The organism is Citromicrobium bathyomarinum (genome assembly GCF_021021475.1).
Classification (GTDB): Bacteria; Pseudomonadota; Alphaproteobacteria; order Sphingomonadales; family Sphingomonadaceae; genus Alteriqipengyuania; species Alteriqipengyuania bathyomarina.
Map to the genome: position 1 here is coordinate 453,994 of NZ_JAINWL010000003.1, position 26,211 is coordinate 480,204.

The following is a 26,211-nucleotide window of genomic DNA, read 5'->3' on the forward strand; positions in this document are numbered from 1 at the left end:
ATCCTGTGAGCCGCTTACCCGCCGAGCATTCCGGCTGCCTGAGCGATCACCCACAGCCCGATGACGAGGAACAGCAGCGCGGCGATGATCCGCACGGCCCTGAGCGATACGCGCTCGATAATCGCGTTGCCGAACCACACAGCGGGGACGTTCGCCAGCATCATGCCCAGCGTGGTGCCGATGGTGACCAGCAGCACGTTGCCGAACTGCGCGCCCAGCGCGATGGTGGCGATCTGCGTCTTGTCGCCGATCTCGACCAGGAAGAAGGCGATTGCTGTGGTTAGGAACGCGCCAAAGCGACCGACCCTGGGCTGGTCGTCGTCCTCGAATTTATCCGGCACCAGCGTCCACGCCGCCATCGCGACGAAGCCGACGCCCACCGCATAACGGAACCACTGCCCATCGAGCAGGCCCGCGATCGCGTGGCCGAGGAAGGCGGCAATGCCGTGGTTGGCGAGCGTGGCGACGAGGATCCCGAGGATGATCGGCACCGGCGCACGGAACCGCGCGGCGAGCACGATGGCGAGCAGCATGGTCTTGTCGCCGATCTCGGCCAGCGCGACCACGGCGGTAGAGGTGAGGATGGCGTCCACTTTGCGTATCTCCGGGCCGGGCGAACAAGACAGCAACGGCACATGACCTCCCGCCCGGCCAGGTGGAAGTCAGGTGCCATTGGTCTTGCCCGTGCGGACACTTCCGCGCCCCTGCGCCACGACCTCTCGGCCGAGTATGTTGACGCGAGGGAACCGCTGCGCGTGGGCGGCGGCGGGCTACTCCCCAGATGACGGGCGCTGGTTAGCGGCGGGGAGGGCGGGGGGCAAGGTCTCACCATCTCGTCGGCCCGGACTTGATCCGGGCCAAGGCTTCTTTTCAACCACGCGCTCCGGCATAATGCCCAGATGGAAAAGGGCGGCTGGGTATACCTCATGGCCAACCGCTATCGCGGCGGAATGTATGTCGGCGTCACCGCAGACCTGATCGCGCGCGTACACCAGCACCGCAGCGGCAAAGGCTCGGATCACGTGGCGCAGACCGGGACGACCCTGCTCGTCTACGCCGAAAGCCACGAGGATATCGAAGCCGCCATCGCCCGCGAGAAACTCGTCAAGAAATGGCGCCGCGAATGGAAATTCGCACTAATCGAGGCGGAGAACCCCGAGTGGAATGACCTGTGGGAGGTATGGTTCGACGGGGATAACGCACGCCCCTAGCAACATCGTCGGGCCGTGCTCGACACGGCCCAAGGCTCCCCTTCTTCCCCGCCAAGCCAAAAGAAGCCCTGGCCCGTGTCAAGCACGGGCCGACGGGGATGGATAGGCGCTACACACCCACCAACGTCATCCCGGCCCCCGAGCCGGGATCAGGCTTCTTTGGACGACACTCTCTTGCGAGCTAGTCGTTCAACTTCACAGAAACGCAGGCGTTGAACCGGCCAGATTCGCCGTCTTGACGATACCAAACGCCAGTCACGTCAAAATACTCGAAATAGCCACCAGCGTCCCTCGAGATTGTTTCACCAATCCGAGGCATCGCGGGGAAATTGCCTGCAAAGAGCAGTGTATCGCCATGTTCTCCCGCGAAGACCTCGACTTTCATCACCTCGTCAGCTTCTTGTACGCCAGCCTTGTAGGCCGATCCGCCGCATCGCCCAGACGACGCCGCTTGTCTTCCTCGTAAGCCTCGAAGTTGCCCTCGAACCACTCGACGTGGCTGTTGCCCTCGAAGGCGAGGATGTGCGTCGCCAGCCGATCCAGGAAGAAGCGGTCGTGGCTGATGACCACGGCGCAGCCGGCGAAGTTCTCGATCGCGTCTTCCAGCGCGCGCAGGGTTTCCACGTCGAGGTCGTTGGTCGGTTCGTCCAGCAGCAGCACGTTGCCGCCTTCCTTGAGCATCTTGGCCATGTGCACGCGGTTGCGTTCGCCGCCCGAGAGCTTGCCGACGTTCTTCTGCTGGTCCTGCCCCTTGAAGTTGAACGCGCCCACGTAAGCACGCGTGCTCATGTCGTGGCCGTTGACCTTCATGTAATCGAGCCCGTCGGAGATTTCCTCCCACACATTGTTGCTCGCCGTCAGGTCGTCGCGGCTCTGGTCCACGTAGCCCAGGTGCACGGTGTCGCCGATCTTGATCGTGCCTGAGTCCGGCTCTTCCTGACCGGTGATGATCTTGAACAGCGTCGACTTGCCCGCGCCGTTGGGGCCGATGATGCCGACGATGCCGCCGGGGGGCAGGGTGAAGCTGAGGTCTTCGAACAATAGCTTGTCGCCGAACGATTTCGAGATGTTGTGCGCCTCGATCACCTGGCTGCCGAGGCGTTCGGGCACCTGGATGACGATCTGCGCCTTGCCCGGCTTGCGGTCGCTCTGCGCGTCCTGCAGCTGCTCGAACTTGCGCAGGCGCGCCTTGGACTTGGTCTGGCGGCCCTTGGGCGTCTGCCGGATCCATTCGAGTTCTTCGGACAGCGCGCGCTGGCGGCCAGAATCCTCACGCTCTTCCTGCGCAAGGCGCTTGGCCTTCTTGTCGAGGTAGGTCGAGTAATTGCCTTCGTAAGGGTAGTACGAGCCGCGATCGAGCTCGAGGATCCAGCCCACCACGTTGTCGAGGAAGTAGCGATCGTGGGTGATCATCAGCACCGCGCCGGCATATTCGGCGAGGTGGTTTTCGAGCCAGTTGACCGACTCAGCGTCGAGGTGGTTGGTCGGTTCGTCCAGCAGCAGGATGCCCGGCTTCTGGATCAGCAGGCGGGTGAGGGCAACGCGGCGCTTTTCACCACCCGAGAGGTTCTCGACCGAGGCGTCAGAGGGCGGACAGCGCAGCGCTTCCATCGCGATTTCGAGCTGGTTGTCGAGCGTCCAGCCATCGACCGCGTCGATCTTGTCCTGCAGCTCGGCCATCTCTTCGCTCAGCGCTTCGAAATCGGCGTCTTCCTCGCCCATCTCGATCCCGATCTGGTTGAAGCGTTCGACCATGTCGGCAGTCTCGCGCGCGCCGTCCTTGACGTTTTCGAGGACGGTCTTGTTGGGGTCGAGCTCGGGCTCCTGCGGCAGGTAACCCACCGTGATGTTCTCGCCCGGCCATGCTTCGCCCGCGTAATCGGTATCGATCCCGGCCATAATCTTCATCAGGGTCGACTTGCCCGCGCCGTTGGGCCCGACGATGCCGATCTTCGCGCCCTGGTAGAACTGCAGGTTGATGTTGTTCAGCACCGGCTTGGGGGCGCCGGTGAAGGTCTTGGTCATGTTCTTCATGACGTAGGCGTATTGCGCGGCCATCGTGGGTCCTTCGGATCAATCTGTCGGGTTCGGGAATTGGGCGGTGAGATAGGCGCGAAGGGGCGAGGGGGCAAGCGTCCGCCCGCCCGCGCACCCACACGACAGGATGTTCTATGCACGTTGCAGTTATCGGGGCCGGAATGGCCGGGCTTACATGCGCCTCTCGCTTGGTCGAGGCGGGCCACAATGTCGCGGTGTTCGACAAGGGGCGCGGGCCGGGCGGGCGCATGGCGACTCGCCGGGTGGAGCATGACGGGGCGACCTTCCGCTTCGATCACGGCGCGCAATATTTCACCGCGCGCGAGATGGCGTTCCAGACGCAGGTGCGCGCGTGGGAGGCGGATGGCATCGTCGCGCCCTGGCCCGCCGCCAAGGAAGGCGCATGGGTCGGCACGCCGGGGATGAACGCGCCGATCCGGGCGATGGCAGAGGCCCTGGAGGTGCGCTTCGGCACGCGGATTGCGGGGCTGGTGCCCGATCGCGGTGGCTGGCGGCTGGAGGGCGAGGGCGCACCCGACGACCGCTTCGACGCGGTGGTGATCGCGGTCCCCGCCGAACAGGCGGCGCCGCTGCTCGCCGTCCACGCACCCGATTTCGCCGAGGATGCGCGCGATGTGAAAAGCGAACCGTGCTGGACCGCGATGGTCGCGTTCGAGAGCCGGGTCGACGCGCCCGACACTCTGGCCGATGAAGGCGCGATCGGCTGGGCGGCGCGCAACTCGGCCAAGCCGGGGCGCGATGCGGACCAGGAATGCTGGGTGATTCAGGCCAATCCGCGCTGGTCGCGCGCCCAGCTGGAGCGGGAGGCGGAGAATGTCGGCGAGGAACTGCTCGCCCATTTCGCCCGCGCGGTCGGCGATCTGCCGCCGGTCCTGTTCAGCAGCGCGCACCGCTGGCGCTATGCCAAGTGCGAGAAGAACGATGCGGGCGCGCTGTGGGACGCTGGGCTGCGCATCGGCGTGTGCGGAGACTGGCTGTCGGGCCCGCGGGTCGAGAACGCGTTTCTCTCCGGTCTGGCGCTGGCCCGGCGCATCGCAGGTTAGTCGGGGAACGGCTTGCGCGCTGCCGCCGTTCGGGTGGCATGAACAGGATATTCAGCCCGCTGTGCCTCGCCCTTTCCCTCACCGCGCTGGCGGGCTGCGGCCTGCAAGGAACCGACACCGACAAGGATGAACAGACGCCTGTCCAGCGCAAGGCTGAGACGCCTGCCGCGACCGGCGGCTACGACGATCCGCGCACCGCTGCCGAGCCGGAAGCGAGCGTGAGCGATGGCAAGCTCTCGCTCACACTGCCCGACGGCGTGACGCAGGAGATGCTGGGCGACCGCACGCCGGAGATGATCGCGGTGCAGGTGATGCTGGACCACACGGCCCACGCGCCCGGCGTGATCGATGGCTTCGGCGGCGGCAATACCGACAGCGCGATCCGCTATTTTCGCGAGGCGCATGGAATGTCCGCCGATGGCGGGGTCGATGGCAAGCTGCTGCAGGCGCTGTTCGACGAGACGAGCGGCGATGTCTTCCGCACCTACACCGTGACCGAGAAGGACGCGAATGGGCCGTTTAAGAAGCTGCCCGAAGACTTCGCCGACATGGCCGAAATGGATGCACTGGGCTACGAAACCCCGCTGGAGATGCTGGCCGAGCGGTTCCATATGGACGCGGGGTTCCTGCAGACGCTCAACCCCGACGCCGATTTCGGCAAGGCCGGCACGAAGCTGGTGATCGTGAGCCACGGCAACGAGAAGGTGCCCGCCGATATTGCCAAGCTCGAGGTGCGCAAAAACGAGGGCAGGCTGGTCGCGTTCGATGACGCGGGCGAGATCGTCGCCAGCTTCCCCGCCAGCATCGGCAGCGTCGAATTCCCGAGCCCGAGCGGGTCGATGGCGGTCAACACCGTCGCGCCCGAACCCAACTACACGTTCGATGGCGACAAGCAGGAGTGGGGGCCGGACGGCACCTTCATCCTCCCGCCGGGGCCGAACAATCCGGTCGGCGGAACATGGATCGACCTGACCAAGGACGGCTACGGCATCCACGGCACGCCGGACCCGGACTTCATCGCCAAGGGAGAGAGCCACGGCTGCGTGCGGCTGACCAACTGGAATGCCGCCGCGCTCGCCAAGGCGATCGAGAAGGGCACCAAGGTGGTGTTCGCATGACCGGCAGGTGCACCGCATGAAACGGCCCGATCCGATCCCGCCCGGCCCGGGGCAGGAAAGCGTGTGGGACTATCCGCGCCCCGCGATTGCCGAACCGACCGACGTCCACATCGTGATCGAGCATCGCGGTGTGCGGGTCGCTGAGACGCGGGCCGCGATCCGCGTGCTCGAAACCAGTCACCCGCCCCAGTACTACATTCCCCCGCAGGACATCACCAATGGCGTGCTGGAGCCCGCGCCGGGCCGCTCGCTATGCGAGTGGAAGGGGCAGGCGCGCTACTGGGATGTCGTCGCCGGGGGCGATCGGCTGGCCAAGGTCGGCTGGAGCTATTCCGACCCCACGCCGGGTTTTCGCATCCTGACCGACCACGTCGCCTTCTACCCCGCACCGTTCGACCGGATCACAGTGGATGGAGAGGTCGTGACCCCGCAGCCGGGCGAATTCTATGGAGGGTGGATCACGTCGCGGGTGGTCGGCCCGTTCAAGGGCGTTCCCGGCAGCCGCTTCTGGTGATTGGCCGGAGCGCCTAGCGCACGATCACCACCACGGTGCTCATCAGCCGACGCGCGGCGGTCCAGATCGAATTGCGGCCCGCGCGGCCGATCATGTCCTCCACCAGCTCGTCGAACACGCCGCGTTCGTTGCGCGCGGCGGCGGTGCACAGGTCCACCAGCAGCATCTCGTCATAGCTCAGTGCCATCTGGCACGGCCGGTTGAGCGCGATCGGCTCGGGCCATGCCCTGCCAGCCTCGTCCATGAAGACGTGAAACGGGCGCACCGCGTCCGGCGTACCGATCTGCGCGGCGAGCGTGCGGCAGCTATATTTGCCCTCGCACCGGGCGAGGTGGACGTAGCGCATTGCGCACACCAGCCGAGCGTGGATCGCCGCGACATCGTCGAGGTTGGGGGTTGCGAGCAGCGTGTGCAAAGTCATCGGTTGAGCCCTGTCTATCATTGCGAGTGCTTCGCAATAGCGTTTAAAGCCTGCTTGCAGGGCGCGTCAAGCAGGCTTCCCCAAAAACACCTCCGACTGTCGACAGGCTTGGCAGATCGTGGCGAGTGGCTTAGCGCTGCGGGCCATGAAAACTTCGCTCGTCGCGCTCGCTGCGCTCTCGCTCGCCGCCCCGTTCTCGGCTTCTCCCGCTCTTGCTCAGGAGGCGCCCGACCGGCTCTCCGCAGTGGCCGATGAGGCGCTGGCAAGCGACACCGCCGCGTGGGACTTCGTCGAAGGGATCACCACCGAGGTCGGCCCCCGTCAGGCGGGCACCGAAGCGGAACAGCGCGGGCGCGACTGGGCGGTGAAATGGCTTCGCGCCAATGGCTTCCGCAATGTCGCCGACGAACCCTACCAAATGCAGACCTGGGTGCCCGGCAGTAACGCGACCGCACGCGTCACCGCGCCCTATGCGCAAGACCTGATGATCGTGCCGCTGGGCAATAGCGCCAGCACGGGCGAAGCGGGGATCGAGGCCGAAGTGGTCTATTTCCCCAGCTACGCCGATCTCGCCGCCGCGCCCGAAGGTTCGCTGACCGGCAAGATCGCCTTCATCAGTCACGATATGCGTCCGACCCAGGATGGCTCGGGCTACGGCTTTGCCGGGCCGGTTCGCTGGACCGGCGCAGGGCTCGCCGCGAGCAAGGGCGCCGTCGCGACCGTGATCCGCTCCATCGGCACCGAGACCGAGCGTACGCCGCATACCGGCGGCACCAGCTTCCCCGACGGCGTTGCGCCGACTCCGGCAGGCGCGTTGTCCAACCCGGATGCCGACAATCTGGAGCGGATGTTCGCCCGCGCGGCGAAAACCGGGGGCGGCAAGCCGATCACCATGAAGCTGGTGCTGACCCCGCGCGTGATCGGCGAGGCGACCAGCGGCAACGTGGTCGGCGAGATCGTCGGCCGCGATCCCTCGCTGCCGCCGGTGCTGCTCGCCTGTCACCTCGACAGCTGGTGGAACGGCACCGGCGCGTTCGACGATGGCGCAGGCTGCGGGATCGTGGCGGCCGCCGCGCTCAACGTCGCCAAGGCGGGTCAGCCGCTGCGGACCATCCGCGTGCTGTTCGCCGGGGCAGAGGAAGTCGGCCTGTTCGGCAGCACCGCCTATTCCGAGGCACATATCGACGAGCCGATCGCGGTCGGTATCGAAAGCGATTTCGGCGCGGACCGAATCTGGCGGATCGACAGCAATTTCACCGCCTCCAACCCCGATCTCTACGGCAAGCTGGCGCGGGCCGTCGCCCGCTTCGGCGTCGCACCCTCGCGCGAAGTCGCCACCGGCGGTGCGGATATCAACATCGTGCGCGACCAGGGCGGGGCGCTGATCGATCTGCAGCAGGATGGCAGCCGCTATTTCGACCTGCACCACACCAACAACGATACGCTGGACAAGATCGACCCGGCGCAGCTGCGCCAGAACGTGGCGGTGTACACGCAGGTGGCGGGCATTCTCGCCAACACGCGCGAGCCGTTCAAGCCGGCGGAGTGACGGGGCGAGGGGGCCTGGCGGGATAGCCGGCCCCAGACCCGCCTGCCGTGCGTTGGGGACCCATGGACAAGGCCACCTTCGGTTTCGACCCCTACCACATTCTGCTGACCGGCTGCGGCCTGGCGATCATCGCCGCCTACTGGCTGCCGCGCTATTTCCGGGGGCGGGAGCCGGCCGCATCGGGCCTGCTGATTCTGGGCGGGCTGGCCGTTTTCGGGCTGCTGCCCGGCGTGCCCGACGCGCTGAACCCGATCGACAGGCCGCGCGTGTGGGAACTGGCATCTGAATTCGCGGTGATCATCGCGCTGTTCGGCACCGGCCTCCGGATTGACAAGATCCGCGGCCACAACCTCTGGAACACCACCATCCGGATGCTAACCATCGCGATGCCGCTGTGCATCCTGTCGGTGGTCGTGCTGGGCTTGGGGATTGGTCTGTCGCTCGCCGGGTCGGTGTTGCTGGCGGCGGTGCTGGCCCCGACCGACCCGGTGCTGGCCGCCGACGTGCAGGTCGGCCCGCCGCTCGAAGGGGGCGAACACCCGGTCCGATTCGCACTCACGACCGAGGCTGGCCTGAACGACGGGCTGGCCTTCCCCTTCGTCTATCTGGCGATCTTCATCGTCGCGGCGACTGGTGGGGTGGGCGAGTGGATCGGCGAATGGCTGGGCTTTTACGTCGTGTACAAGATCGCGGTTGGCGTAATTGCGGGCTGCGCCGCCGGATGGGTTCTCGGCCGGGTGCTGTTCACTCTTCCGGGAGATAATCCGCTGGCCAATGCCGGAACCGGGGTGATCGCGCTGGCCGGTGTGCTGGTCACCTATGGCCTGACCGAACTGATTGAGGGCTATGGCTTCATCGCCGCTTTCTTCATGGGGCTGGTGCTGCGCCGCAAGGAGGCGGAGCATGAGTATCATGGGCGGCTGCACAGCTTTTCGAGCGCGCTGGAACACTCGGTTACCGCCGTGCTGCTGGTGCTGCTGGGCGGCGCGATTCCGGCGCTGCTGGGTTATCTCGACTGGCAGCACGCGCTGCTGGGCGTTGCGCTGATCTTCATCATCCGCCCGATCAGCGGGATGCTGGCCCTGTGGGGCGATCCGATGTCGCTGCGCCAGCGCGGGGTGGTCGCCTTCTACGGGGTGCGGGGGATCGGTTCGATCTATTACCTCGCCTACGCCGGCGGCCAGCTGAACCTGGTGGACGAGGGCGCGCTGTGGGCGACGGTCACTTTCACGATCCTGCTATCGACCATCGTCCACGGCTTCAGCGCGGGCAGCGTGGTGTGGGCGGCGACCCACGAAGGCGAGCGGCCAAGCGAGCCGACCTGAGCGGTCCGCGCTGATGCCTCGATGATCGACGCGATTGACAGTTTAAGAGGTTCTCTAACTTGACTTGTCAAATGCCCCAAAAGTAAGGTTTTTCAGCGAACTTGTTAGGAGCGACCCTTGGCCAGCCGAATCCCCAATACCGAAGAAGGTCGCCAAGCCTATTTCAAACGCCGCCGCGACCGCAAGACGCTCGGCAAGGCGATCGTGATCGGTCTGCTGCTGCTTGCTGCGGCGCTGCTGGGCGTGGCCTACGCGCAAGGGCTTTGATTCTCCTCGTCTAGCAACCCCGAGATCGGGGCGAGCAGGCGCGGGAGCAGACTGACCAGTCGGCCCCGTGGTGCCTGTTCCACCCGCAGGACGACAGCGACCGCACGCCGGAAGAAGCCCGCTTCGAGGACGCACGATCCGCGCCACAAGATCCGGATCGCGGTACGCCGTTGATCGATGCAGTATTGCTTGGAGGCGGCCGCGCCTATCTGGCTGCGGGTTATTCTGGCCAATCGCGTCGTTCGCTGAAATCCGCTCCGCTTCGTGCGCCGCGGTGGATGCCGGGCTGGTCGAAGAAGGAATGGTCTGCGGGCTGGTCGGTCACCCAGTCGGTGACAAGCCGCCGCTTCGCGATGCGCCACTCACCATTCCTGCAGGCGTATTCGTCGACATAACGGCCCGCGATGAACAGGTCGCGCGGTGCGCCGTCCTCGCCGGTGCTGTTGTGCCACGCCTGAAAATAGCATTCCCCGCTCGCGGTGTCCGCACCGGTGAAGGTGATCGACACCTGTCCCAGCTGATGGTGCGAGGCACCGGCCTGGCCGAGGAATTGCTGGCAGAAGGCGACGAATTCGTCCGGCCCGCCTGCCGACAGCCCGGCATCGACATGCGCGTCGTCGTGGAAGGCGCTGCGCTGAAGCGGGGCATCGAGCCGGTCGAGTCCGCGCACGTAGCGCTGTACTGCTGCAGTAATATCGCGCCGCGCTGCGAGATCCCGAACTTCCGCTTCCAGGTCGAACCCGCTCATTTCGGCGTCTCGCAATTTATCGTGGGGTGGATGGCCCGATCGCGGTGCGAACTGTGCTCATGCACGCTCGTAGAGCCGCCGCCGGTGCGCGGGCTCGGCACTGTCTTCATCGGAAACTCCCCCTCTTGGTCCGCGCTCTTCGCGCGTCGGCTTGCTGCCAGGATGGTGGAGGCTAGGCACTGCGGGATGCGCCATCCACTCGCCATCTGGTTAGGTGGCCGCATGGTCGCGGAGGCGCCTCTGCCGCGCAGTTGTTCGGTGTGCAGGAAGGCTGGTGCCCGCAGAATGCACTAAGAGGCGAATGTTCCCAGCCAGCGCGCCAGACACGCTAGCCATTGGACTAGTGTGGCCAAGTAACGAAAGCTCCTAAGCCAATACCATAACAAAAATGGGAGTGGATCATGAACCTCGTTCTTCGTGGTGTGTTGTTGTCGTCTGCTGCGACCGCGCTGGTGGCTGGTGTTTCTCCGGCCCTTGCGCAGGACAGCGAGGTCTCATCGGATAGCCAGGCGGATGAGCCGCAGGAGGGCGGGATCGGAGAGATCGTCGTCACCGCGCGCAAGCGTGAGGAAAGCCTGCAGGACGTGCCCGTTGCTGTCAGTGCCTTCGACGAAAAGCTGATCCAGAACCGGGACATCACCAGTGTCGAGAAGATCGCCGCGATCGCGCCGAACTTCAATGTCGGGCGCGCGTCGAACGGCTCGGGCGCGCAGCTGACCCTGCGCGGTATCGGCTCCTCCTCCACCTCGATCGGTATCGAGCAGTCGGTCGCGGTGGTGGTCGACGGGGCATACTACGGTCAGGGCCGCGTCATTCAGGAAGGCTTTTTCGATCTGCAGCGGGTCGAGGTTCTCAAGGGGCCGCAGGCGCTCTTCTTCGGCAAGAACGCGACGGCCGGCGTGATTTCGATTACCAGCGCAGATCCCGGGCCGAACCCTGAATTCATGCTGCGCGGCGGCTACGAATTCCAGGCGCAGCAGTATCGCGTCGAAGGGGTTGCCTCGGTTCCGTTGTCGGACACGGTCGGCGTCCGCCTCGCAGCGCGCTACTCGAACTCCAACAAGGGATACTACCGCAACGAAAGCGTCGACCGGACCTATTCGGTCTTCGACCTGGCGACTAGCACGACCGAAGACCTGATCGCGACGCCCGCGCCAACCTGGCAGCCTGCGGAAGAGGAATTCATCGGTCGCGCCACGCTCAAGGTAGAACCGGGCGATCGCCTTACGCTCACCCTCAAGGGGACGTTCGACAGCAATAATGTCAACAACTCCTCGTGGAATTACGTCCCCTATGCATGCGGCCTGCCCTCGGGCGTATCGCAGCTCACCGAATATGCGTGCGAGAGGGACTTCGTCACGCACCAGAACAACATTCCCGCAGCGATCGCCGCCAGCGGCTTCCCTTTTGCAAGGCAGGACGGCTCGCTCTACAACCGCTATCGGTCGGCTGCGGGCACGCTGAACGTCCAGTATGATGCGGACGTGCTGCAGATCAGTTCGGTGACCAATTACCAGTGGACCAACAACCGCTGGGCCTGCGCCTGCGACTTCCAGTCGAGCGACATTTCCAACTGGGCGACCGAGAATTCGAGCTGGAAGGCGTTCTCGCAGGAGCTGCGCGCGCTGAGCCAGCTCGACGGCCCGTTCAATTTCATGGTCGGCGCGCTCTATCAGACGACCAAGCGCGACTTCGAGCAGTACATCATTCTCGGCGGTGTCGCCAACAGCGCGGCCCCTCCCGGCTTCGAGTATGTCGGGACTTCGAAGACGAGCTTCACCGACGGCGACACCCTCGCCGTGTTCGGTCAGGCGACCTTCGAGATCACGCCGACCCTCGAAGTTTCGGCCGGTGGCCGGTATACGACTGAATCGAAGGACAGCTTTTTCACCCAGCCGTACAACAATCCCGGGCTGGCCGCGATCTTCCGTCCGCAGGACGATCCGGACGGGCTGGGCGTCATCACCGCGAGCCAGGACTTCACCGATTTCTCGCCCGAAGCGACGATCACGTGGAAGCCTTCGACCGGCCTCATGATCTATGGCGCGTACAAGACCGCCTACAAATCGGGCGGCTTCTCCAACGGCGGCATCAACTCCAAGTTTTCCGCGGACCCGAAGGACGACCTGACATTCGATCCCGAGACTGCCGAGGGTTTCGAATTCGGCATTAAATCGACGCTGCTGGATCGTCAGCTGCGCCTGAACCTGACGCTGTTCACCTATGACTACAAGGATCTGCAGGTCGACTTCTTCAACTCGCCGATCTTCGCGTTCCAGACGCTCACGGCAGATGCCCGGACGCGCGGCGTCGAGCTGGAGTTCGAATTCGCCCCCCGCGGCGTTCCCGGACTGAACCTGAGCGGCTCGATCAACTACACGGACGCCCAATATACCGATTTCCCGTTGGCCCCCTGCTATGCCGGCCAGACAGTTTCGGAAGGATGCACGCTGATCGGCGGGATCACGGCCCGCCAGGATCTGACCGGCGCTGCGCTGTCGGTCGCGCCGGACTGGACCGGAAATCTTGGCGTGGTCTACGAAATGCCGGTGGGCAACAGCATGAAGCTCGGCTTCAATGCCGATGCCCGCTATTCCGACGAATACCTGGCATCGGGCTTCGGCAATCCCCTGTCGCTGCAGGATCGCTACGTCACGCTCGACGTTGGCGTGCGCTTCGGTGCCGACGACGATAACTGGACGCTGGCGGTGATCGGCAAGAACCTGACCAACCAGTTCTACGTGACCGGGGTCGTCGATGGCCCGCAGACGGGTAGCGGGACGGGCACCGCGACCGGCGTCAAGGCCGACCAGGTCGGCTTCGGATCGCTGCCGCGCACCGTGATGGTGGAAGTCACCAAGCGGTTCTGATCGACACGGTTCGCGGCGGATGTGCGGCTCGCAAGCCACCGCTCCTGCGCTGGCAAGCAATGCGGAGGTGAGGCTTCTCGCGGAAAATGGTCGGGGAGACAGGATTCGAACCTGCGACCCTCTGCTCCCAAAGCAGATGCGCTACCAGGCTGCGCTACTCCCCGACACGGGTATCTTTATGGCGGTCGCTTCCGGTGGGCCCGGCAGGACTCGAACCCGCGACCTAGCCGTTATGAGCGGCCAGCTCTAACCAACTGAGCTACAGGCCCCCGGATCGCGATGCCATCGCAAGGCCGGGCGCTAGCCGCGATTGCGCGAGCCTGCAAGCGGGCAGTGGCCCTCAATCGTGGTCCGCGGCTGCCCAGATATCGGCAACCGTGCTCGGCGCGACCTTGTGCGCGGCCATGTGCGCGTAAACCCCGCTCAGCCAGCCGTACAGCCGGTCCACATCCGCATCGCTATGGGTATAGGGCGTGTTGCCGGGCGCGAGGGAGGGACTGTGGAACGACAGGACCAGCACCGGCAGCCCCGCATCAAGCGCGGCATCGACTGCTTTCTTTGCAGCGCCCAGCGGCGTACCCTCTGGCGTCAACCGCACCCGTTCGAGCAGGCCGGTGCGCGATGCGATTCCGGCACCTCGGGGCAGCCGGGTGAGCTTTGGGAACAGCGTCGCGCCAGAGCGCCTCAGCGCGCCGCGATAGACGCTGGTGACCGGCAGTTCGAGCAGCTCGGGCTCGCGAGAGACCCAGTAGGGGTGGTTGGGGAAATCCTCGTAATTGGGGCCGTCCTGCTCCGAATAGTCGAACAGCGCGCGGACCGATGTGTCCACGCGAATGCCGGTGTCGTGCAGGATCGCCTTGGTCGAAGGGCCCAGACCATAGCGGCCCGCGCGGTAGGAGATGGGCGCGGTGCCGAAACCTTCCTCGATCGCATCGCGCAGGCGGATGAACTTCTCGCGTTCCAGCTCTGCCGGAAGATTGCCTGCGAAGCTGTTGAAAGTATTCACTTCCTCATCGAAGGGCGGATTGACCCAGGGGTGCAGCTGGACGCCGACCTCGGCCTTTCCGCGACGCACCGCATCGCCGATGATCTCGCGCGCACGGGCCGACTGCACGATCGGCCAGTCGACCAGATAGAGCGGCGAGACGCCCAGCTCTTCGCAGAAGGACTGGAACCGGGGGATCTGCTCGACATGGTCGAGATCGTGCTGGTCGCGGGTGAAGGGCTTGTCCCAGTCGAAGCCTTCTTCGGTATCGACGGTCAGCAGCGAAACGGGCGCGAAGCCGGGCGCGAATTGCGCCGCCTGGTCCGCCGTCGGCAATCTCAGCATAGGTTTTGGCCCCCGTCAGGTCGGGCGCCACGCCCGCAGTTCAAACCGCGTGTTCGGGCACTCCGCCACGTTGATTAGCGGCGGGTTCGTTTGCGGTCAAAGCGGGCAGCGTGAGTATCAACTGCCGGTTCTCGCGCCGTAGGCTGCCGCCGATCGCACGCGCTTCGGCCCGCGCGAGGCGCAGCGCGAAGCCGGGGCCGAACGGCCCGGCGCTGATCGCGACCGACAGCGGCTTGCCGCGCGCGGCGAAGATATCGTCGCTGCCGTGGAGCGAGGCGGGCAGGTCGGCGATGAGTTGTGCCGTACCTGCGTGGGTTTCCAGCGTCAGCGCGAGCTTCTCGCTCGGCGCGGCAGCCGAGCCGAGCGTGGCGAGGATGCGCCAGCTGAGCAGCTCCGCGTCCGCGCGGGCCAGATCGACCTTGCACACCCCGCCCAGCGTGGCGACGAAGCTCGCACTGCGGGGCTGCAGCATCGGGATCAGTTGCGCGACATGCTGGCGGAAGATCGCAGCAATATCCGCATCGCCGCCGGCCGGGCGCAATTGGCCGCTCTCCAGGCGGCTGAGGCGTTCCAGATCGTCGAACCCGGCGAGCATGCGCGCACTGTCGCCCGCAATCCCCGCGGCAAGCGCGCGATAATCGTGCGGGACCGGGCCGACCACCTGCTGCTGGATGACTTCGGCAAATCCCTGGATCGCGTTTACCGGCGTGCGCAGCTCGTGCAGCAGCTGGCGCAGGCGATCGCTGTGGTTGCCCGGCTCCTCCGCCTCCAGCGCGCGGCGCATCCCGCCTGCAAAGCCGAGGAAGCGCCCGTCCGGGCTGGAAAAGCGCGGGTGGGCATCGAGAATCCAGTCGCCCGCGATGGCCGGACCACCTTCGAGCTTTACCTGTACGGCGCGCAGCGGCTGCTGCAGCGCGATCGCTTCGGCGAATTCGTCGGGCAGGATCGAGGGGAGCGACAGATACATCACGCGCGATGCGGCGAAGCTGTCTGCCCAGTCGATCGTGCCTGTGGTGTCGGTCGCAAAGCCGAAGCCGGTCAGCTCCTCCTGCCGGATGCTCGCCTCGGTGAAGGGCAGGGTGGGGGCGGTGCGGTCGGGCTCTGCCGGGGCGGCAGCGCGGCGATCATCGTCGTTGCTCGCTCCGCCCCCGGCGTTCTTCTCTTCCTTGGCGCGCTGGAACGCTTCGATCCGGTGGCGCAGCGCGGCGATTTCGCCCTGTGCGTCAGGTTGTGCTTGGGGTTGCGGCTGAGGTTGGGGCTCCGCCGCGGGCTCGCGATCCGAAGCGGAAGGCGATTCGGTGCGGGCGGCGGCCTGCGCGCCGGCGATACCCGCCGCGAGCGCGCCGATCGCCGCAGCCATTTCGCTACCGCCGGCGGTGGCGGGCGCATGTACGGGCTCGGCCTCGGTGGTCTCGTCGACCTCGGTGAATTCGCCATCGACGATGTCGTCGTCCTCCGGTTCGGGCTCCGGTTCTTCAGCCACCGGCGCTTCGTCAGTCGGCGCGTCTTCCACCAGCGGCTCTTCTGCGTCCGGCAGCGGCAGCGCGCGGTCGCGCACGCCGAGCCTTTCGAGCAGATCCTCAACCTTTCCGGGCAGATCGCGGCGCAGGCGCATAAACCCGCGCGCGCGCACCGGTAGCTCGGGAATCAGTTCGAGCCACTGCTCTTCCGTGAGCCGTGCGGTGGACAAGGTGGCGCAGGCGACGTCGGGTTCGCCTTCCGCGAAATGCGCGACCAGCTCCGGATCGTTCAGCCGTCGGCCCTGTTCGCGAATGATCTCGGCCCGCTCGCGAACCGAGATGGTTTCGGCGAGTGATTCGAGCCGCAGGCGCGCAGCCGCAAGCAGGCTCGGATCGCGCCCTTCGCGGGGACGACCGAGCAGGTCCAGCAACTGGCGATATTGCGTGCGCGCACCCGCGCTCGCGCTCGCCTTCTGGCGCAGGACAGTGGCTAGGCGATCGTCGAACTGCATGATCGGGAAAAGACGCGGGCTCCGGCGACAAACGAAAGGGTCCGCCGGCCCGGGCGGCGCGACGTGTATGGTGCATAACCCTTTAACACGCAGCAGGAATGCCAGTCAGTCCCCACGTTGCAAAGCGGGACATTCGCTGTCATGAACAATAATGTTAGTCGCTCGAATTATTAACAAAGGTGATCCTTTCAGGATTGGTTCGGATGGCGACAGGGATGATGGATTGTTGCGGAAGGGGGGCCTGTGGCCAATCTTGATGAGATCGATCGGCAGCTGCTGCAGGAATTGCAGGCTGAAGGGCGGATTACGAATGTCGAACTGGCGCGCCGTGTCGGGCTGACGGCACCACCATGCTTGCGCCGCGTGCGCGCGCTGGAGGACATGGGCGTGATCCGCGGCTATCACGCCGATCTGGAACCCTCGAAGCTGGGGTTTGCGATCGTGGTCTTCGCAATGGTCAGCTTGAAGAGCCAGGCCGAGGATTCGCTGCGCGAGTTCGAGGCCGCGATGCAGGATCTGCCCGAGGTGCGCGAGGTCCACATGCTCAACGGCGAGATCGATTTCGTTCTCAAGATCGTGAGCCGGGATTTGCAGAGCTTCCAGGAATTCCTGACCAGCAAGCTGACCCCTGCGCCCAACGTGGCGAGTGTAAAGACCTCTCTGACGATCCGGACCAGCAAATATACCCCGGGCGTTCCGCTCAAGTAAGCGGGGCGAGAATGACTTCGTCCGAACCGCTTTCGGGCCATTGCCTGTGCGGCGAGGTGGCCATCGTGTTGGCGCAGCCCTCGCGCGAGGTGGAAATCTGCCAGTGCGATATGTGTCGCCGCTGGGGCGGGGCATTCTATGCCGCGCAGAGAGGTTCCGAGGCGACGGTAACGGGCGAGGATTTCGTCACCGAATACCGCTCTAGCGAGTGGGCCAGCCGGGCCTTTTGCAAACAGTGCGGCAGCGGGCTGTGGTTCCGCTTCCTGCCGACGGGCAACCGCAGCTTTTCCGCAGGATTGTTCGACGGCGCGGCGCACCACGCAATCGAGAAAGAGATTTTCATCGACGAGCGCGCCGACTGGTGCCGGATCGAGGGCGCTCACCCGCGCCAGACCGGCGCGGAAGTGATTGCGGAGGCCAAGGCGGCGGGTTTTACCTTCGACTAGGCGGGCGTCGGCGGGTTGGCCCGCTCTCTCGTCATTTTCCAATACCGGCAAAAATGGGCGAGACAGCGCATCGATAAGATGATACATTGTATCAATGAGCAATCCTGCATCCAATTCGACCTCCGACTTCTTCGACCAGAATATCGCCGACAGCTACGACGAGCGAAACAGCCGGCTGGCCCCGATTTCCGACGGCTTGCACTTCCTGCTGCGGCTGACGCTTGCATCGCTGCCCGAGAGCGCCCGCGTGCTATGCGTGGGCGTTGGCACGGGGGCGGATATTTTCGCGCTCGCCAGCGAACGTGCCGACCTGAAGTTCGTCGGCGTCGACCCTTCGGCCCAGATGCTGGAGATTGCCCGATATCGCCTGGACGAGGCAGGCATCGGCGCTCGGTGCGAGCTGGTCCACGGCTATGTCGACGCGGTGGCGGAGCGCGATTTCGCCGCGGTGGTCAGCCTGCTCGTCGCCCATTTCGTGCAGCGTGAAGACCGCCCCGCGTTCTACCGCGCGATTTACGATCGGCTCGCGCCGGGCGGGCGCTTCCTCAGCGCAGAGATCAGCGGCGACCTCGACGCACCGCAGTTTCCCGCGATGGTCGACGACTGGCGGCAGGTTCACGCGCTGACGGGCGCGAACGAGGAATCGCTCGCCTCGCTGGGCGACACCTTGCGCAACGTTCTCGGCGTGATCGGCCCGGCGGAAACGGAGGCTTTATGGCGCGAGGCAGGCTTTGCTGTGCCGGTGCCGTTCTTCCAGGCATTCATGATTCGCGGATGGCATGCGGACAAGCCGTCCGCCTGACTTCAGCCGCCCGTGACCGCGAAGCTCTGCCGCAGCTTGAGCAGGCTGGCGGGCTGCCAGAACAGCTTTTTTTGGCGCGGAAAGCTGGCGAAGACGGGGTAATCCTTGCCACTGACATTGAGCCTGACCAGGACCGGCAGGTCGCCAGACTGATTCAGGAAATCGCGCAGCGTGCTCCAGTTGCCGACGATCTGGACGAAACACCCGCTCTTCTCTCCGGCGGTGAACTTGCGCGTGGTGGCGCTGTCCAAGGTCAGGCTCCCCGCTCTCGAAGCGAGGGTCAGCGCGAAAGTGTCTTCTGCCAGATTTTCGCAGCTATCTCCGATTCCGGCATTGAGGATGGCAACCTTGAGGTTGGCCTTGCTGTCCAACCCGATGAGCAAGTCCTGCCGGAAGTCGCCGGTGGTCAGATGGCGGCCGAACACATGGTTCGCGCGCATCTGGCTGAAAATCTCGCCGTTCACCCCTTCGGCACGCGGCTTGCCCCAGTCCTTTGCCAGCTCGTAGTTGCGATCCCGTGTGTCACCTTCCGTGGCCATCCGGGTCTCCGCGACGGCCAGCGCGGCTCCAGCTTCGCCGGGTCGGGTATCGCTTTGCGACGCGAACGCCGCCGTTCCGGCGCACAGGGAAATTGCGGCAATGGTGCAGATCAACTTACGCATGGGCTGGTCCTCCTGCGGGCGAGGATGAGCCGCCCCGCACCCCTATTCCGCGATCGTCTTGTCGGTGAAGACAGCGGATAGGATCGCGCGGGGCGAAGCGTAAGTTACAAGTGCCGTTAGCTTTCGCTCTCGCGCTGCGCGAGCCACTCTTCCAGCCACTTGATCGAATAGTCGCCGTTGAGGATGTCGGCCTCTTTCAGCAGCGCCTGGTGCAGCGGGATGTTGGTCTTCGGACCCTCGATCACCATTTCCTCCAGCGCGCGCTTCAGCCGCATGATGCAGCCCTCGCGCGTGCGGCCATAGACGATCAGCTTGGCGATCATCGAATCGTAGTAAGGCGGGATCGAATAGCCGGCGTAGAGCCCGCTATCGACGCGCACATGCATGCCGCCGGCCGAGTGGTAATAGCTGACCTTCCCGGGCGAGGGGGCGAAGGTGAACGGGTCTTCGGCGTTAATCCGGCATTCGATGGCGTGGCCCTTGAACGCGATCTCGTCCTGCGCGACCGACAGCGGCCTGCCTTCGGCGACGCGGATCTGTTCGCGCACCAGATCGACCCCGGTGATCGCTTCGGTCACGGGATGTTCGACCTGCAGGCGGGTGTTCATCTCGATGAAGAAAAACTCGCCGTTTTCCCACAGGAATTCGATCGTGCCCGCGCCGCGATAGGCCATCTGCGCCATCGCATCCGCGCACACCTTGCCCATCCGGTCACGCTCGGCAGAGGTGAGCACGGGGGAGGGCGCTTCCTCCAGCACCTTCTGGTGGCGCCGCTGGAGCGAACAGTCGCGTTCGCCCAGATGGATCGCGTTGCCATTGCCGTCGCCGAACACCTGGAATTCGATGTGGCGCGGATTGCCGAGATACTTCTCGAGATAGACGGTGTCGTCGCCGAACGCGGATTTTGCTTCGGACTTGGCCTGGCTCATCAGGCTTTCGAGCTGGCTTTCCTCGGGCACGACCTTCATGCCGCGACCGCCGCCGCCGCTCGCCGCCTTGACCAGCACGGGATAGCCGATTTCGGCGGCGATCCGCTTCGCTTCCTCGACGCTTTCGACCGCGCCCGGACTGCCCGGGACCAGTGGCAGACCCAGATCGCCGGCGGTTTTCTTGGCGGTGACCTTGTCGCCCATCGTGCGGATGTGTTCGGGCTTGGGGCCGATCCACTTGATGTCGTGCGCCTCGACGATCTCGGCGAACTTGGCGTTTTCGGACAGGAAGCCATAGCCGGGATGGATCGCATCCGCCTGGCTGATCTCGGCCGCCGAGATGATGTTGGCGATGTTGAGATAGCTGTCGGTCGCGCTCGGCGGGCCGATGCACACCGCATGGTCCGCGAGCCGCACGTGCATCGCGTCGGCATCGGCGGTGGAGTGCACCGCGACCGTTTCGATCCCCATTTCGTGCGCCGCACGATGGATGCGCAAGGCGATTTCGCCGCGGTTGGCGATCAGGATGCGGGTAATGCCCATTGGTAGCGTCCTCAGTCGATGACGACGAGCGGCTGGTCGAACTCGACCGGCTGGGCGTTGTCGACCAGGATCGCCTTCACGGTGCCGCTGCGCGGGGCGGTGATCGGGTTCATCACCTTCATCGCCTCGACGATCAGGATGGTCTGGCCTTCCTTGACCTGCGCACCGACCGAAATGAAGTCCGCCGCGCCGGGTTCGGGCGCGAGGTAGACCGTGCCGACCATGGGGGAGGGGACTGCGTTGGAAAGATCCGGCCCGCTATCGGCTGCGGCGGGCGCGGCCTGCGGCTGCGCGGCCGGAGCCGCGGCGGGTGCGGCCTGCGGGGCTGGAGCGGCGGTGTAGGATGCTGCGTGCAGCTCGCGCGCGACGCGCAGCTTGCGATCGCCATCCTCGACCTCGATCTCGGACAGGCCGGTTTCGGAAAGGAGTTCTGCCAGCTCGCGAAGGAGCTCGATGTCGACGTTCATTTTCGATTTGCGACCGGAATTGCGGCTATGCTCTGCCATGGACAACCTTGATCGGTGAATGGGGGAAGAGGGGCGTATGCGCTGCTGCCCGCGTTCATGCAAGGTTTAGCGGGCGGCAACCGCGTCGATTGCGTCGAGATAGGACTGCAGCCCCTTGCCCTTGAAGCAGGCGACGGCAGCCTCGCCGATATAGGATTTGTGGCGGAATTCCTCGCGCGTCTGCGGGTCAGACAAGTGCACCTCGATCACCGGCGGGGTGACCGCCTTCGCCGCATCGAGAAGCGCGATGGAGGTGTGGGTATAGGCCGCCGCGTTGATGATGATCGCGCGCGCCTTCGCCTTGTGCGCCTGGTGCATCCAGTCGACCAGCACGCCTTCGTGATTGCTCTGGCGAAAATCGACCGAAAGACCATGCTCGCGCGCCTTGGCGACGCACGCTGCGTCGATCTCGGCCAGCGTGGTGGTGCCGTAGATCTCTGGCTCGCGCGTGCCGAGCAGGTTGAGATTGGGGCCGTTGAAGATGAAGATGGTGGTGCTCATCCGCTGCGCGTAGCGTCTCGCGTGGCGTCTAGGAAGCGCGGCGCGATGCCTGTCCCTAGGCGAATTCGAGCGAGCCCGGTTTGGACGCATGTTCCGGGACGCATCGGCGCGACACCCGCCCCTATCGCGTGGCCGAGCAATAGGAGCGCACATCATGAAATTACTCGACGGCAAAGCGGCAATCATCACCGGAGCCAGTGCTGGCATAGGCAGAGCCTCTGCCGACCTGTTCGCAGAGCATGGGGCCTCGCTCGTCCTCGTCGCAAGGCGGGCGGACCGTCTGGAAGAGGTCGCAGCCCAGATCGAACGGCAGGGCGGTCAGGCAAGGGTGGTGGTCGGCGATGTTACGCAGGAGAAGACCCATCGCGATGCCGTCGCCACCGCGCTCGATACCTTCGGCAGACTGGATGTCGCTTTCAACAATGCTGGCCTCGTGGGCGAAATCGGCCCGCTGACAGATGCGAGTATAGAGACGTGGACGCAGGTCATCGACGCAAACCTGACAGCCGCTTTTCTTGGAGCGCGGAGCCAGATTCCGGCGATGCTTGCCGGGGGCGGCGGGGCGCTGGTGTTCACCGGCAGCTTTGTCGGGAACAGCGTCGGGCTGCCTGGCATGGGGCCCTATGCCGCTGCGAAGGCAGGGCTGATGGGGCTCGTTCGTGCGATCACGGCGGACTATGCCGCGCAGGGGATCCGCGCCAACGCACTGTTGCCCGGCGGGACCGCCACCGAAATGGCCGGCGATGCGGATCAGCGAGAGTGGGCCGCCAGCCTGCACGCCATGAAGCGAATCGCAGACCCTCGCGAAATTGCGCAGGCGGCGCTGTTCCTCGCCAGTGAGATGGCCAGCTTTGTGACGGGTTCGGCTCTCTGGGCGGATGGCGGCAACGCAGCGGTCAAGCTTTAAGCAGTTGTACCGGAGCGGTGGCGAAATGGGCCTGCCACCGCTCCAGACCTCTGATCACGCCGCGTCGAGCTCGGCCAGCGTGGCGCTAAGCTCGTAAGGGGGTCAGTCTTCCGAATTCTGATCCGCTAACATGGCGACGAGCTTTCGCACGCTGTTGCCGAGTTCCTCGATTCCTTCGGGAGTTCGTCCACTGGCGATGGTCTCGGGCACGTGCAGGGCCTGTTCGCGCAAGGCTCTGCCCTTTTCGGTAAGCCCGATGACCACGCGCCGTTCGTCATCCGGATCGCGCGACCGCGTGACGTGGCCTGCCGCTTCCATCCGCTTGAGCAGGGGCGTCAATGTCCCGCTGTCGAGATAGAGGCGCGTACCAAGGCCGCCCACGGTCTGAGGCTCCTCCTCCCATAGCACCAGCATGACAAGATACTGGGGATATGTGAGGCCGAGCGGCCGTAGAACCGGCCCGTACCGTCGGTTCAGCAGGTTGGTGGCAGCATACAGGGGAAAGCAGATCTGCCGATCGAGCAGCAGGGGGTCATCCCGGTCGCGTGATGCTGCCACCGAACCACTCACTGCGCGAAGACGGTCAGAGTGACGTCGACATTGCCGCGGATTGCATTCGAGTAGGGGCACACGGCGTGGGCGGCTTTCACGATTTCCTCTGCCTTGGACTGTTCGACACCGGCAATCTCTACATCGAGCGCCACGACGAGCTTAAAGCCGTCTTCGCCGTTCGGCGCCAGCCCAACTTCGCACGAAACCTCGATATCCTCGTCGCGCACCTTGTCGGCCTGGGTACGGGTCACGTGGATCACGGCATTCTCGAAGCAGGCGGCATAACCTGCCGCAAACAGCTGCTCCGGATTGGTTGCGCCGCCCTTGCCGCCCAGTTCCTTGGGCAGGGCGAGCGGCATATCGAGGATGCCGTCCTCGCTTCTGATCGTTCCGCTGCGCCCACCATAGGCATTGACGCGTGTCTTGTAGAGATTGCTCATCGTTAGCTCCTTAGGTTCAACGACAAACAATGTAGTGAGCAATCATATTGTGCGCAATATGAATCGCGAGATGTGCCCGAAGAGCGTGGCGACATACCTACCGCTCCACGCCCTTCACCTTACCCCACTGGCGCGCTGCGGTGTAGCCGAGGTAGCCGGTGCCGAAGAGCGCGTAGAGTTCCTCGGGCAGGCCGCGCAGATAGGCGGTGATGCCGTTGCCGATGTTCACTGCCATGCGCGGATCGAAGGCGGACAGCACGCCCATCGGCAGCGCGAACAGGATCATCGCGTACATCACGTAGAGGAAGCTGGGGCGCGCCCGGCTGGTCCACGGGTCCGCGGACTGCGCCTCGGCGACGATTGCGGACATGCGCGCCTCGATCGCCTTGAGTTCCTGCGATCCCTCGAGAGCGAGCAGTTCCAGCTTTGCCTTGGCGCGTGCTTCCTTGTCCGGGATGATCTTGTCGATGATCGAGGCGATGGGTCCGATCAGGCTTTCGATGAGGGGCATGGCACGACTCCGGATTGTTGGAGCTGCATCACGTAACCAGATCGGTTCGAGTAGGAAAATGGTTTGCGGGCCGGAGAGCCGCAGCTACGCCCGCCACAAACGCATTCAAGCAAAGGAGAGATGCACATGGCCGGGATCTGGTTCGACGATATGGAAGTGGGGCAGGTGATCGACCATCCGATCCGCCGCACGGTGACCGAAACGGACAATGTCATGTTCACCTGCATGACGCACAATCCCGCGCAGCTTCACCTCGACGAGGAATATATGAAGGGCACCGAGTTCGGCACGCGGATCGTCAACTCGTGCTTCACGCTATCGGTGATGGTGGGCATTTCGGTCAACGACACGACGCTGGGTACGGCTGTGGCCAACCTCGGTTGGGACGAGGTCCGCTTCCCCAAGCCGCTGTTCCACGGCGACACGATCCGGATCGAGACCGAGATCGTCTCCCTGCGCGAAAGCAAGTCGCGCCCGAATGCCGGGATCGTCACCTTCGAACACCGCGCGTTCAACCAGCACGGCGAGCTGGTCGCCAGCTGCAAGCGCAGCGGGCTTCAGATGAAGCGCCCGGCGGATAGTTGATCGGCGCGTTTTCTTGGCGAAAGCACTATTTGTGACACCGCGTCATTTTCCGAATCTTGTGCGAAAGCGTCGGAAGACCGCCGATTTGGCCTCTGAAGGCGTGACGGAAAGATGACAATGTTTCAGTTTTGTTGCAGTTTCGAGGCGAAAGGTTCATAAACATCTCCTGAAAACAGGAGAGCGAAACATGATTGTCCAAAGTCTGATCGTGGGTGCCATGATGCTTCAGGGAGCGCCCGCCGCCGAGCCGCTCGCGCCGACGCCGATCGCGCTGATCGAATCGCAGGAAGACCCGGCTGCGCTTCTCAATCTGGGCGTGAAACTGGCCGAGCAGGGCGAGACCGAAGCCGCCCGCCGCGCGTTCGAAAAGGTCCGTAGCATGCGGATCGACTATACGCTGGAAACCACCGACGGACGCTACGTCTATCCGGCGGATCTGGCGCGTGACGGGCTAAGGATGCTCGACCGGGGCGAGTTCGCCCAGCGGCGCGACAAAGTCGCCACCCGCTAGCAACCGATCAAAACTTGCGTGCGCGCGGCCGTCCCCGGGATGGCCCGCGCATGTGCTTTTCGTCGCCGCAATTCGTGCCTTCCCGACCCGGGCGGGCGCGATTTGCGGCGACAAGCCGTTGCGAAATCGGGATTACGGGCGGGAACCGTTCAGCTATATGTCACTGCGCTGTCATGTATGATGCGCAAGGCGGTCGGACGGAGGGCTCGATGATTCTCGGGACAACGGGTCGGTTGGCGATTCTCGCCTCCCTTACCCTGCTTTCGGCTCCGGCGCGGGCCGATGTAATGGAAATCGGAGAGAATGGCGCGCGCTGGATCGCGGGCCAGCAGGCAGGCATGCCCGCGGGCGACCTGTCGATGACGCCGGCCCAGCTCGCCGCGCTCGATGGCGCAGCAGTGCTGGAAGATGTGCCGACGCATGTCACATCCGATCCGCGACTGACCGCACGCGCGGTTCCCGATACCTACAAGGCCAAGGTGGCAGAGCTTGCCGCGCGCTTCGACCTGAGCCCCAGCCTGATCGAGGCGCTGGTATGGCAGGAAAGCCGCTGGCGCGCCGATGCTCGCTCCCCGGTGGGCGCCCGGGGCCTTGCCCAGCTGATGCCCGGCACCGCGCGCGATCTGGGCGTGAACCCGGACGATCCCTTCGCCAATCTGGAGGGCGGGGCGCGCTACCTGCGCGAACAGCTCGACCGGTTCGACGGCAATCTCGAGAAGGCGCTGGCAGCCTACAACGCGGGGCCCGGACGGGTGATCCGCGCCAATGGCGTGCCGCGCATCCGCGAGACGCAGGCTTACGTGGCGGCGATCATGGGTCGCCTCTCCAATCATTCACGGAACGACTAAAGGTATGAAGATGAACCCGCTTTCCCGGTTTGCGACGCTTCTGGCGCTGGTTTCTCCCAGTGCGGCACTCGCGCAGGTCCAGGCGAACGATCCGCAGGGCGCGGGGCCGATCGTCAACGCGCTGGCGTGGCTGCAGGGCACGCTGCTCGGCTCGGTCGCCACGGCGGTCGCGGTGATGGCGGTGGCTGCGGTCGGCTTCATGATGCTGACCGGCCGGATGAATTGGCGCTTCGGCGCGACCGTGATCATCGGCGTGTTCATCCTGTTCGGTGCCGCCTCGATCGTCGCGGGCATCCAGGCGGCGGCGGGCTAGGCCGGGGAAGGGGACAGACGC

At 64.9% G+C, this 26,211-nt stretch carries 30 protein-coding genes and 2 tRNA genes; 16 read left to right on the forward strand and 16 right to left on the reverse strand.

Annotated features, from left to right (window positions below):
- Window positions 1-14 precede the first annotated feature (14 nt).
- A complete protein-coding gene (locus K7H93_RS13910) occupies window positions 15-593 on the reverse strand; it encodes a TMEM165/GDT1 family protein (RefSeq protein WP_230784116.1) in 579 nt (192 codons plus the stop codon).
- Between the two features lie 306 nt (window positions 594-899).
- On the opposite strand from K7H93_RS13910, the gene K7H93_RS13915 reads away from it, so the two are divergent.
- Entirely contained in the window at window positions 900-1,211 is a 312-nt protein-coding gene (locus K7H93_RS13915) for a GIY-YIG nuclease family protein (protein ID WP_269060260.1), read from the forward strand.
- A 181-nt stretch (window positions 1,212-1,392) separates the two neighbouring features.
- On the opposite strand, the gene K7H93_RS13920 is transcribed toward K7H93_RS13915, so the two are convergent.
- Window positions 1,393-1,596: a hypothetical protein gene (locus tag K7H93_RS13920; RefSeq protein ID WP_230784158.1), complete on the reverse strand. Its 204-nt coding sequence runs from the start codon at window positions 1,594-1,596 to the stop codon at window positions 1,393-1,395.
- Window positions 1,596-3,269, reverse strand: a complete 1,674-nt coding sequence (gene ettA, locus K7H93_RS13925; protein WP_230784118.1) for an energy-dependent translational throttle protein EttA — start codon at window positions 3,267-3,269, stop codon at window positions 1,596-1,598. Before ettA ends, K7H93_RS13920 begins: the two co-directional genes overlap by 1 nt.
- 113 nt (window positions 3,270-3,382) lie before the next feature.
- On the opposite strand from ettA, the gene K7H93_RS13930 reads away from it, so the two are divergent.
- Genes K7H93_RS13930 through K7H93_RS13940 form a run of 3 tightly spaced genes read left to right on the forward strand, consistent with a single transcriptional unit; the run spans window position 3,383 to window position 5,944 of the window.
- Window positions 3,383-4,312 (forward strand): NAD(P)/FAD-dependent oxidoreductase, encoded by a 930-nt coding sequence (locus tag K7H93_RS13930; protein ID WP_230784119.1) that lies wholly within the window; start codon window positions 3,383-3,385, stop codon window positions 4,310-4,312.
- A 38-nt stretch (window positions 4,313-4,350) separates the two neighbouring features.
- Window positions 4,351-5,430, forward strand: coding sequence for a L,D-transpeptidase family protein (locus K7H93_RS13935; RefSeq protein ID WP_230784120.1), 1,080 nt, complete (start codon window positions 4,351-4,353; stop codon window positions 5,428-5,430).
- Between the two features lie 16 nt (window positions 5,431-5,446).
- Window positions 5,447-5,944: a DUF427 domain-containing protein gene (locus K7H93_RS13940; RefSeq protein WP_230784121.1), complete on the forward strand. Its 498-nt coding sequence runs from the start codon at window positions 5,447-5,449 to the stop codon at window positions 5,942-5,944.
- 13 nt (window positions 5,945-5,957) lie between these two features.
- On the opposite strand, the gene K7H93_RS13945 is transcribed toward K7H93_RS13940, so the two are convergent.
- A complete protein-coding gene (locus tag K7H93_RS13945; RefSeq protein ID WP_230784122.1) occupies window positions 5,958-6,365 on the reverse strand; it encodes a hypothetical protein in 408 nt (135 codons plus the stop codon).
- Between the two features lie 145 nt (window positions 6,366-6,510).
- On the opposite strand from K7H93_RS13945, the gene K7H93_RS13950 reads away from it, so the two are divergent.
- The 3 genes from K7H93_RS13950 (at window position 6,511) to K7H93_RS13960 (ending at window position 9,506) form a co-directional block, all read left to right on the forward strand.
- On the forward strand, window positions 6,511-7,914 hold the full coding sequence (locus K7H93_RS13950; RefSeq protein ID WP_230784123.1) for a M20/M25/M40 family metallo-hydrolase: 1,404 nt from the start codon (window positions 6,511-6,513) through the stop codon (window positions 7,912-7,914).
- A gap of 62 nt (window positions 7,915-7,976) precedes the next feature.
- Window positions 7,977-9,239, forward strand: a complete 1,263-nt coding sequence (locus K7H93_RS13955; RefSeq protein WP_230784124.1) for a cation:proton antiporter — start codon at window positions 7,977-7,979, stop codon at window positions 9,237-9,239.
- Window positions 9,240-9,356: 117 nt separating this feature from the next.
- On the forward strand, window positions 9,357-9,506 hold the full coding sequence (locus K7H93_RS13960; protein WP_156313799.1) for a hypothetical protein: 150 nt from the start codon (window positions 9,357-9,359) through the stop codon (window positions 9,504-9,506).
- 220 nt (window positions 9,507-9,726) lie between these two features.
- Here the strand turns inward: K7H93_RS13960 and K7H93_RS13965 are convergent, their stop codons facing one another.
- Window positions 9,727-10,254, reverse strand: a complete 528-nt coding sequence (locus tag K7H93_RS13965) for a nuclear transport factor 2 family protein (protein WP_230784125.1) — start codon at window positions 10,252-10,254, stop codon at window positions 9,727-9,729.
- Window positions 10,255-10,655: 401 nt separating this feature from the next.
- Here K7H93_RS13965 and K7H93_RS13970 point away from each other — a divergent pair, with 401 nt between their 5' ends.
- Complete coding sequence (locus K7H93_RS13970; protein ID WP_230784126.1) at window positions 10,656-13,124, forward strand: TonB-dependent receptor; 2,469 nt, start codon at window positions 10,656-10,658, stop codon at window positions 13,122-13,124.
- An 87-nt stretch (window positions 13,125-13,211) separates the two neighbouring features.
- Here K7H93_RS13970 and K7H93_RS13975 read toward each other — a convergent pair.
- The 4 genes from K7H93_RS13975 to K7H93_RS13990 all read right to left on the reverse strand — a co-directional run bounded on the left by K7H93_RS13975 (window position 13,212) and on the right by K7H93_RS13990 (window position 16,426).
- Window positions 13,212-13,288 (reverse strand) — tRNA-Pro (locus K7H93_RS13975).
- 31 nt (window positions 13,289-13,319) lie between these two features.
- Window positions 13,320-13,393: transfer RNA gene (locus K7H93_RS13980), tRNA-Ile, on the reverse strand.
- A gap of 71 nt (window positions 13,394-13,464) precedes the next feature.
- A complete protein-coding gene (locus tag K7H93_RS13985; RefSeq protein ID WP_230784127.1) occupies window positions 13,465-14,454 on the reverse strand; it encodes a polysaccharide deacetylase family protein in 990 nt (329 codons plus the stop codon).
- Window positions 14,455-14,494: 40 nt separating this feature from the next.
- A complete protein-coding gene (locus K7H93_RS13990; protein WP_230784128.1) occupies window positions 14,495-16,426 on the reverse strand; it encodes a sensor histidine kinase in 1,932 nt (643 codons plus the stop codon).
- Between the two features lie 243 nt (window positions 16,427-16,669).
- Between K7H93_RS13990 and K7H93_RS13995 the strand changes: the two genes are divergently transcribed.
- From K7H93_RS13995 to K7H93_RS14005, 3 genes are all read left to right on the forward strand, one after another.
- On the forward strand, window positions 16,670-17,134 hold the full coding sequence (locus K7H93_RS13995) for an Lrp/AsnC family transcriptional regulator (protein ID WP_010238235.1): 465 nt from the start codon (window positions 16,670-16,672) through the stop codon (window positions 17,132-17,134).
- Window positions 17,135-17,145: 11 nt separating this feature from the next.
- Window positions 17,146-17,580 carry a GFA family protein gene (locus tag K7H93_RS14000; protein ID WP_230784129.1) on the forward strand — a complete coding sequence of 145 codons (435 nt, stop codon included), beginning with the start codon at window positions 17,146-17,148 and terminating at the stop codon, window positions 17,578-17,580.
- Between the two features lie 94 nt (window positions 17,581-17,674).
- Window positions 17,675-18,382, forward strand: coding sequence for an SAM-dependent methyltransferase (locus K7H93_RS14005; protein WP_230784130.1), 708 nt, complete (start codon window positions 17,675-17,677; stop codon window positions 18,380-18,382).
- 2 nt (window positions 18,383-18,384) lie between these two features.
- Here K7H93_RS14005 and K7H93_RS14010 read toward each other — a convergent pair whose 3' ends face one another.
- The 4 genes from K7H93_RS14010 to K7H93_RS14025 all read right to left on the reverse strand — a co-directional run bounded on the left by K7H93_RS14010 (window position 18,385) and on the right by K7H93_RS14025 (window position 21,523).
- Complete coding sequence (locus K7H93_RS14010) at window positions 18,385-19,035, reverse strand: hypothetical protein (RefSeq protein ID WP_230784131.1); 651 nt, start codon at window positions 19,033-19,035, stop codon at window positions 18,385-18,387.
- Window positions 19,036-19,160: 125 nt separating this feature from the next.
- Window positions 19,161-20,516 carry an acetyl-CoA carboxylase biotin carboxylase subunit gene (accC, locus tag K7H93_RS14015; protein ID WP_230784132.1) on the reverse strand — a complete coding sequence of 452 codons (1,356 nt, stop codon included), beginning with the start codon at window positions 20,514-20,516 and terminating at the stop codon, window positions 19,161-19,163.
- A gap of 11 nt (window positions 20,517-20,527) precedes the next feature.
- Window positions 20,528-20,983, reverse strand: coding sequence for an acetyl-CoA carboxylase biotin carboxyl carrier protein (gene accB, locus K7H93_RS14020; RefSeq protein WP_010238224.1), 456 nt, complete (start codon window positions 20,981-20,983; stop codon window positions 20,528-20,530).
- A gap of 105 nt (window positions 20,984-21,088) precedes the next feature.
- Complete coding sequence (locus tag K7H93_RS14025; RefSeq protein ID WP_230784133.1) at window positions 21,089-21,523, reverse strand: type II 3-dehydroquinate dehydratase; 435 nt, start codon at window positions 21,521-21,523, stop codon at window positions 21,089-21,091.
- 154 nt (window positions 21,524-21,677) lie between these two features.
- On the opposite strand from K7H93_RS14025, the gene K7H93_RS14030 reads away from it, so the two are divergent.
- Window positions 21,678-22,430 (forward strand): SDR family oxidoreductase, encoded by a 753-nt coding sequence (locus K7H93_RS14030; protein ID WP_230784134.1) that lies wholly within the window; start codon window positions 21,678-21,680, stop codon window positions 22,428-22,430.
- A 102-nt stretch (window positions 22,431-22,532) separates the two neighbouring features.
- Here K7H93_RS14030 and K7H93_RS14035 read toward each other — a convergent pair whose 3' ends face one another.
- The 3 genes from K7H93_RS14035 to K7H93_RS14045 form a co-directional block, all read right to left on the reverse strand.
- Complete coding sequence (locus K7H93_RS14035; RefSeq protein WP_338080328.1) at window positions 22,533-23,060, reverse strand: transcriptional regulator, SarA/Rot family; 528 nt, start codon at window positions 23,058-23,060, stop codon at window positions 22,533-22,535.
- Window positions 22,997-23,422 carry an organic hydroperoxide resistance protein gene (locus tag K7H93_RS14040; protein ID WP_010238218.1) on the reverse strand — a complete coding sequence of 142 codons (426 nt, stop codon included), beginning with the start codon at window positions 23,420-23,422 and terminating at the stop codon, window positions 22,997-22,999. Before K7H93_RS14040 ends, K7H93_RS14035 begins: the two co-directional genes overlap by 64 nt.
- Window positions 23,423-23,519: 97 nt before the next feature.
- Window positions 23,520-23,933, reverse strand: a complete 414-nt coding sequence (locus tag K7H93_RS14045; protein ID WP_230784135.1) for a holin family protein — start codon at window positions 23,931-23,933, stop codon at window positions 23,520-23,522.
- A 126-nt stretch (window positions 23,934-24,059) separates the two neighbouring features.
- On the opposite strand from K7H93_RS14045, the gene K7H93_RS14050 reads away from it, so the two are divergent.
- From K7H93_RS14050 to K7H93_RS14065, 4 genes are all read left to right on the forward strand, one after another.
- A complete protein-coding gene (locus tag K7H93_RS14050) occupies window positions 24,060-24,518 on the forward strand; it encodes a MaoC family dehydratase (RefSeq protein WP_230784136.1) in 459 nt (152 codons plus the stop codon).
- Between the two features lie 187 nt (window positions 24,519-24,705).
- Window positions 24,706-25,029: a hypothetical protein gene (locus K7H93_RS14055; RefSeq protein WP_054524434.1), complete on the forward strand. Its 324-nt coding sequence runs from the start codon at window positions 24,706-24,708 to the stop codon at window positions 25,027-25,029.
- Between the two features lie 209 nt (window positions 25,030-25,238).
- The gene (locus K7H93_RS14060; protein ID WP_230784137.1) at window positions 25,239-25,877 is read left to right on the forward strand and encodes a lytic transglycosylase domain-containing protein; all 639 of its coding nucleotides are present in this window, start codon (window positions 25,239-25,241) and stop codon (window positions 25,875-25,877) included.
- Between the two features lie 4 nt (window positions 25,878-25,881).
- On the forward strand, window positions 25,882-26,190 hold the full coding sequence (locus K7H93_RS14065) for a TrbC/VirB2 family protein (protein ID WP_010238211.1): 309 nt from the start codon (window positions 25,882-25,884) through the stop codon (window positions 26,188-26,190).
- Window positions 26,191-26,211: the final 21 nt, after the last annotated feature.

Bases quoted from the DNA above. Each gene is read 5' to 3' on its own strand.
- K7H93_RS13950 (WP_230784123.1), top strand. From the start codon at position 6,511: ATGAAAACTTCGCTCGTCGCGCTCGCTGCGCTCTCGCTCGCCGCCCCG.
- K7H93_RS13965 (WP_230784125.1), bottom strand. From the start codon at position 10,254: ATGAGCGGGTTCGACCTGGAAGCGGAAGTTCGGGATCTCGCAGCGCGG.
- K7H93_RS13945 (WP_230784122.1), bottom strand. From the start codon at position 6,365: ATGACTTTGCACACGCTGCTCGCAACCCCCAACCTCGACGATGTCGCG.
- K7H93_RS13940 (WP_230784121.1), top strand. From the start codon at position 5,447: ATGAAACGGCCCGATCCGATCCCGCCCGGCCCGGGGCAGGAAAGCGTG.
- K7H93_RS13920 (WP_230784158.1), bottom strand. From the start codon at position 1,596: ATGAAAGTCGAGGTCTTCGCGGGAGAACATGGCGATACACTGCTCTTT.
- ettA (WP_230784118.1), bottom strand. From the start codon at position 3,269: ATGGCCGCGCAATACGCCTACGTCATGAAGAACATGACCAAGACCTTC.
- K7H93_RS14060 (WP_230784137.1), top strand. From the start codon at position 25,239: ATGATTCTCGGGACAACGGGTCGGTTGGCGATTCTCGCCTCCCTTACC.
- K7H93_RS13955 (WP_230784124.1), top strand. From the start codon at position 7,977: ATGGACAAGGCCACCTTCGGTTTCGACCCCTACCACATTCTGCTGACC.
- accC (WP_230784132.1), bottom strand. From the start codon at position 20,516: ATGGGCATTACCCGCATCCTGATCGCCAACCGCGGCGAAATCGCCTTG.
- K7H93_RS13970 (WP_230784126.1), top strand. From the start codon at position 10,656: ATGAACCTCGTTCTTCGTGGTGTGTTGTTGTCGTCTGCTGCGACCGCG.
- K7H93_RS14040 (WP_010238218.1), bottom strand. From the start codon at position 23,422: ATGAGCAATCTCTACAAGACACGCGTCAATGCCTATGGTGGGCGCAGC.
- K7H93_RS13985 (WP_230784127.1), bottom strand. From the start codon at position 14,454: ATGCTGAGATTGCCGACGGCGGACCAGGCGGCGCAATTCGCGCCCGGC.
- K7H93_RS14055 (WP_054524434.1), top strand. From the start codon at position 24,706: ATGATTGTCCAAAGTCTGATCGTGGGTGCCATGATGCTTCAGGGAGCG.
- K7H93_RS14065 (WP_010238211.1), top strand. From the start codon at position 25,882: ATGAAGATGAACCCGCTTTCCCGGTTTGCGACGCTTCTGGCGCTGGTT.
- K7H93_RS14000 (WP_230784129.1), top strand. From the start codon at position 17,146: ATGACTTCGTCCGAACCGCTTTCGGGCCATTGCCTGTGCGGCGAGGTG.
- K7H93_RS14025 (WP_230784133.1), bottom strand. From the start codon at position 21,523: ATGAGCACCACCATCTTCATCTTCAACGGCCCCAATCTCAACCTGCTC.
- K7H93_RS13915 (WP_269060260.1), top strand. From the start codon at position 900: ATGGAAAAGGGCGGCTGGGTATACCTCATGGCCAACCGCTATCGCGGC.
- accB (WP_010238224.1), bottom strand. From the start codon at position 20,983: ATGAACGTCGACATCGAGCTCCTTCGCGAGCTGGCAGAACTCCTTTCC.
- K7H93_RS14045 (WP_230784135.1), bottom strand. From the start codon at position 23,933: ATGCCCCTCATCGAAAGCCTGATCGGACCCATCGCCTCGATCATCGAC.
- K7H93_RS13930 (WP_230784119.1), top strand. From the start codon at position 3,383: ATGCACGTTGCAGTTATCGGGGCCGGAATGGCCGGGCTTACATGCGCC.
- K7H93_RS14005 (WP_230784130.1), top strand. From the start codon at position 17,675: ATGAGCAATCCTGCATCCAATTCGACCTCCGACTTCTTCGACCAGAAT.
- K7H93_RS14030 (WP_230784134.1), top strand. From the start codon at position 21,678: ATGAAATTACTCGACGGCAAAGCGGCAATCATCACCGGAGCCAGTGCT.
- K7H93_RS13935 (WP_230784120.1), top strand. From the start codon at position 4,351: ATGAACAGGATATTCAGCCCGCTGTGCCTCGCCCTTTCCCTCACCGCG.
- K7H93_RS14050 (WP_230784136.1), top strand. From the start codon at position 24,060: ATGGCCGGGATCTGGTTCGACGATATGGAAGTGGGGCAGGTGATCGAC.
- K7H93_RS13990 (WP_230784128.1), bottom strand. From the start codon at position 16,426: ATGCAGTTCGACGATCGCCTAGCCACTGTCCTGCGCCAGAAGGCGAGC.